The sequence below is a fragment of the Candidatus Thioglobus sp. genome (assembly GCF_029243085.1).
Classification (GTDB): domain Bacteria; phylum Pseudomonadota; class Gammaproteobacteria; order PS1; family Pseudothioglobaceae; genus Thioglobus_A.
The window spans coordinates 1-5,122 of sequence record NZ_JAQWSS010000074.1 but is presented as its reverse complement, the minus strand read 5'-3'; the positions used below and the strand labels follow the sequence as shown (position 1 = coordinate 5,122).

The window sequence follows — 5,122 nt, the reverse complement described above, 5'->3', positions numbered from 1 at the left end:
AATAAAGTTATGAAAGAAATAATAACAACCTCTGAGGCGCGTAGCAATCTATATCAATTAGTTGATCATGTTGCTATGTCTCATAGTCCGGTTACCATTACTGGAAAAAGAAATAATGCTGTTATATTGTCTGAAGATGATTGGCGAGCAATTAAGGAAACACTTCATTTGGACTCCATTCCAGAAATGACTAATTCCATTAAGCAAGCAATGGAAGCCGATGATTCTGAATTTTCAGAGACTGTAGACTGGTAGTGTATAAAGTACTTTTTTCAAAAATAGCATTAAAAGACGCTAAAAAATTATCAAAATCAAATCTACAATTAAAGGCGCAGGATCTTATTAAAATAATTGAAATTAATCCGTTTCAAAGTCCTCCACCTTATGAAAAGTTAATTGGAAATTTGGATGGTGCATTTTCTAGAAGGATAAATGTTCAGCATAGGTTGGTTTATCAAGTACGAGAAAGCGACCAAACAATAAGAGTTTTAAGAATGTGGAGTCATTACGGTGAATAATTCTTGCGACGGATCTTAAAAAATTTTTGAAGTAATTCCTTGCATTCTTGTTCAAGAATGCCACCTTGAAGTTCAATTTCATGGTTAAAGCATTCGCTTGTACTTAGATCCTGGCATGAGCCACATACGCCTGTTTTTTCATCAAAAGCACCAAACACCACGCGCGATATACGCGCATGAATCATCGCTCCTAAACACATTGTGCAGGGCTCTAATGTTACATACAAAGTTGTATCGGGAAATCGGTAGTTGTTTAAGGTTTCTCCAGCGCGACGTAATAATTGGATCTCTGCATGCGCAGTCGGGTCATTGGTTAAGATGGGTTGATTGTGTGCACTAGCAATGAGTTGATTGTCTTGTACTAATACTGCACCGACAGGAACTTCGTCTATTGCTTCTGCAAGCTTGGCTTGTTTGATGGCAAGCGCCATATAGTATTCATCAGTTTTATCCATATATCAAAACTTATAGCACCAGTATCTTTGAAGTTTTGTTAGGCAAATATGACAAAAATACGAAGTGTTATTCCCATTCAATGGTCGCTGGCGGTTTTCCAGATATATCATAGACCACGCGCGATACACGCGTGATTTCATTCATAATTCGATTAGAGACAACATCTAAGAAATCATACGGTAGGCGCGCCCAGCGTGCTGTCATAAAGTCAATGGTTTCAACAGCTCTCAACGCCACAACGTAATCATAACGACGCTCATCACCCGTAACACCCACTGATTTAACCGGCAAGAATACCGCAAAGGCTTGATTAACTTTGTCATACAAATCGTGGTTGTAAAGTTCTTCCATAAAAATGGCGTCGGCTTCACGTAGAATATTGGCATATTCTTCTTTAACCTGGCCAAGAATACGCACACCAAGACCAGGACCTGGGAATGGATGACGATAAAGCATGTGTGATGGAATGCCGAGTTTTACACCGATGGTACGCACTTCATCTTTAAAGAGTTCTCTAAGTGGTTCTACCAATTCAAACTTAAGGTCTTCAGGTAGGCCGCCAACATTATGGTGTGATTTAATTACTTTTGCCTTTCCAGATGCGGCACCTGCCGATTCAATCACGTCTGGGTAAATTGTACCCTGAGCCAGGAATTTAATATCATCCAGATGTCTTGCCTCTTCTTCAAATACTTCGATAAAAGCGCCACCAATAATCTTGCGTTTCTTTTCAGGATCATCTTCGTTAGCAAGGCCGTCATAGAATTTTTTCTGCGCATTGGCACGAATAACTTTAACACCCATGTTGTCAGCAAAGGTTTGCATTACTTCATCGCCTTCATTAAGACGTAACAAGCCATTATCTACAAAGACACAAGTCAGCTGATCGCCAATAGCTCGATGTAGCAAAGCGGCTACTACCGAAGAGTCAACACCACCTGATAAACCTAATAAAACATTACCATCACCAATTTGATCTTTTAAGCTTTGTACTAGGTCAGTGATGATATTGTCTGTTGTCCAGTTCTTCTCGCAATTGCAAATGCCACTAACAAAGCGTTCAAGGATACGCTTGCCTTGTTTAGTGTGTGTCACCTCTGGGTGAAACTGAAGGCCATAATAATTTTTTTCTGTATTGGCAAAGCCAGCAATGGCGCAATTATCAGTATTGGCGATTCTATCAAACCCTTCAGGTAATTCTGTTACCTCAATACCGTGACTCATCCATACATCAAGCAAGCCATGTCCCTCGTCATTAACCTCATCGGTAATATCGTTAAGTAGTGGCGAATGGTTGCGAGCGCGGATTTGTGCAAAACCATATTCGTGTTTTTCTGCAGACGTTGCCTTGCCACCAAGTTGCATGGCCATGGTTTGCATACCGTAGCAAATACCCAGTACTGGAACGTCTAAATCAAATACAATTTGTGGCGCTCTAGCAGAGTCATCGGTGGTAACCGTATCTGGACCGCCCGATAGAATAATCCCCTTGGGATTGAAATTCTTAATAAAGGCCACATCTACATCATAAGGGAACAATTCACAGTACACGCCAATTTCACGTACGCGACGTGCAATCAGTTGAGTATATTGAGAGCCAAAATCAAGAATAAGGATTCTATCGCTGTGAATATTTGTCATAATAGTGCTGTATTAAATAAATTGAGTTTATAGACTGTATTTTAATGAAAATTTTAGACCGCTACATTGTTAAAACTATGACTTCTTACACTTTAGGTGTTATGTTGATTTGGGTGGGTATATATTCATTTTTCAGATTTCTTGATGAGGTGAATGATATTGGCCGAGCGGACTATACGATTATTGAGGCAATTACCTATATCTCGTTAAAATTGCCAAATATAATTTCCGAACATTCGTCTGTAGTTATTCTTTTAGGTGCTCTTTTGGCGTTAGGGCACTTGGCTACAACTTCGCAATTAATTATTATTAGAGGGTCTGGCGTTTCTATTATGAGTATTGCTAAAATTGTCATTAAGACGACGTTAGCTTTTATTATGCTAGCAATACTGATAGGAGAGTTGCTTGCACCCAATACAACCGAATATGCAGAAAAATCTCGCGCTAAAGCATTAGGACACAATATCCAGGCCAAAAGCCAACAAGGATTTTGGGTAAAGGACGGTGCAGACATCATTCATGTTAATAAAAACTTTGATGGTCGGTTATTTGGTGACGTGACACTTGTTAAGCTTAAAAATTCTAATACGCTAAAGTCGATCACTCGTGCAGATAATGCAGTATTTGATGGTAAAAACCTCAAGCTAGAACAAACAGAAGAATATCAAATCCAAAAAAACCCAGAAAGCTTTTATAGTTTTAGTCTTGATCGCTTTAATCAATATCAAACTGCAGTTTCGTTTGATCAGGAATTTATCGATAGTTTGCGCAAGGAGCCTAGTGAATTATCAACTTGGAATCTGGCAAAACAAATTATTTTTTTATCAGATAATAATCTTGCTGCTGACAATTATGAGGTAGAATTTTACAAGCGGCTTGTTAAGCCGTTTACGTTGGTAGCAATGGTTTTGTTTTCTATGTCGTTCATTTTCGGATCTCTTAGAGATGCCTCATTGGGCCAAAAGATTTTCTTAGGCGTAATGTTAAGTTTGTTTTTTGAATTGTTTTCAAGAATGAGTGCAGTATTATCTCTTCGATTTGATTACAATCATTTTCTTGTTGCATCGATTCCGACTTTAGTTTTTTTAATCTTTGCTTTAATATTACTCAAAAGAAAATCAGTTCAATAACATGGAAGAATTAAAAACCCAAACTGCCAAGCCGAAACTTGAAAAACCTAAAAGATTCCAGGTCTTGCTACTGAATGATGACTATACAACCATGGAGTTTGTGGTGGCAGTGCTAATGCGCTTTTTCTCTAAAGATGAAGAAGCCGCTAACGCTATTATGATTAAGATTCATGTGGATGGAGAAGGGGTTTGTGGCACTTATTCACATGATATTGCACAAACTAAAGTCACTCAAGTAACTGACTTTTCCAGAAATAACGAGCAACCACTGATGTGTGTTTTGCGTGAATTAAGCGACTAACCTATAATAGAAATTATGATTGAATCAGGACTACAACAAGAAATTAACTTTATCATGACTCAGGCGCGCAATAATCGCTTAGAATTTGTGACGGTTGAGCATCTACTACTAGCACTACTTAATATTGAAGAAGTGGTCACTTTTTTACGCAATAAACGCGTTAATATCGATGAAATTCGCGAAGAATTAGAAGAGTATATTAACTCGCACACACCGCTTATTGCCCAAGATTCTGAGCTTGATATTGTGCCAACAGTGGGATTCCAGCGAGTTCTGCAGCGTAGTGTTTATCAGGCACAGTCAGCACAAAAGAATACTGTCTATGCAATGAATGTATTGGTTAGCATCTTATCTGAAAAAGAATCGCACGCTGTTTATTTGCTTAAGCTTAACAATATTTCTCGTTTGGAAGTCATGGAAGGAATTGCCAACCGTGAACCTGAAGAGATCGAAGAAACTGATACGCTTGAGACTGATACTAAAAAGCCTAAGCAAACCTCTCTTGAAACCTACACGGTTAATTTATGTGAAAAAGCTAAATCTGGCAAGATTGATCCATTACTAGGTAGAGAAGAAGAAGTGCTACGTACGGTTCAAGTTTTGTCACGTCGTCGTAAGAATAACCCATTGTTTGTTGGCCAAGCGGGCGTGGGTAAAACAGCCATTGCTGAAGGTATTGCTAAAAAAATTGTTGACGGCAAAGTGCCAGAGGTTTTAAAAGAGGCTAGCATTTATTCACTAGATATCGGCATGTTGATTGCTGGTACTAAATATCGAGGTGATTTTGAAAAGCGCTTAAAAGCCGTATTAACTGATCTTAAAAAAATCCCACATGCAATCTTATTTGTTGATGAAATTCACACCATGATTGGTGCTGGCAGTGTTTCGGGTGGATCGCTTGACGCTTCTAATCTACTCAAACCAGCCCTAGCTGACGGCTCTTTAAGATGCATGGGCTCTACAACGATTGAAGAGTTCCGTAAAGTTTTTGAAAAAGATCATGCGTTAACGCGTCGTTTTCAAAAAATTGATATTGAAGAGCCATCAGTCACGGATACGGTTAAGATTTTGCACGG

The 5,122-nt window shown here is 38.7% G+C and carries 7 protein-coding genes; 5 read left to right on the top strand and 2 right to left on the bottom strand.

Annotated features, from left to right (window positions below):
* Window positions 1–255: type II toxin-antitoxin system Phd/YefM family antitoxin (locus P8M52_RS04050; protein WP_363320148.1), on the top strand; the 255-nt coding region annotated here is incomplete at its 5' end.
* Complete coding sequence (locus tag P8M52_RS04045; protein WP_300307679.1) at window positions 249–518, top strand: Txe/YoeB family addiction module toxin; 270 nt, start codon at window positions 249–251, stop codon at window positions 516–518. The genes P8M52_RS04050 and P8M52_RS04045, both read left to right, overlap by 7 nt.
* Here the strand turns inward: P8M52_RS04045 and tadA are convergent.
* Window positions 506–973 carry a tRNA adenosine(34) deaminase TadA gene (tadA, locus tag P8M52_RS04040; RefSeq protein ID WP_300307677.1) on the bottom strand — a complete coding sequence of 156 codons (468 nt, stop codon included), beginning with the start codon at window positions 971–973 and terminating at the stop codon, window positions 506–508. The genes P8M52_RS04045 and tadA overlap by 13 nt on opposite strands.
* A 67-nt stretch (window positions 974–1,040) precedes the next feature.
* Window positions 1,041–2,615, bottom strand: a complete 1,575-nt coding sequence (guaA, locus tag P8M52_RS04035) for a glutamine-hydrolyzing GMP synthase (RefSeq protein ID WP_300307675.1) — start codon at window positions 2,613–2,615, stop codon at window positions 1,041–1,043.
* A gap of 44 nt (window positions 2,616–2,659) precedes the next feature.
* On the opposite strand from guaA, the gene lptG reads away from it, so the two are divergent.
* The 3 genes from lptG to P8M52_RS04020 all read left to right on the top strand — a co-directional run.
* Window positions 2,660–3,745: an LPS export ABC transporter permease LptG gene (gene lptG, locus P8M52_RS04030; RefSeq protein ID WP_300307673.1), complete on the top strand. Its 1,086-nt coding sequence runs from the start codon at window positions 2,660–2,662 to the stop codon at window positions 3,743–3,745.
* A 1-nt stretch (window position 3,746) separates the two neighbouring features.
* Window positions 3,747–4,046, top strand: coding sequence for an ATP-dependent Clp protease adapter ClpS (gene clpS, locus P8M52_RS04025; protein WP_300307671.1), 300 nt, complete (start codon window positions 3,747–3,749; stop codon window positions 4,044–4,046).
* A 15-nt stretch (window positions 4,047–4,061) separates the two neighbouring features.
* On the top strand, window positions 4,062–5,122 hold a 1,061-nt coding region (locus P8M52_RS04020; RefSeq protein WP_300307669.1), incomplete at its 3' end, for an AAA family ATPase.

Bases quoted from the DNA above. Each gene is read 5' to 3' on its own strand.
- lptG (WP_300307673.1), top strand. From the start codon at position 2,660: ATGAAAATTTTAGACCGCTACATTGTTAAAACTATGACTTCTTACACT.
- clpS (WP_300307671.1), top strand. From the start codon at position 3,747: ATGGAAGAATTAAAAACCCAAACTGCCAAGCCGAAACTTGAAAAACCT.
- tadA (WP_300307677.1), bottom strand. From the start codon at position 973: ATGGATAAAACTGATGAATACTATATGGCGCTTGCCATCAAACAAGCC.
- guaA (WP_300307675.1), bottom strand. From the start codon at position 2,615: ATGACAAATATTCACAGCGATAGAATCCTTATTCTTGATTTTGGCTCT.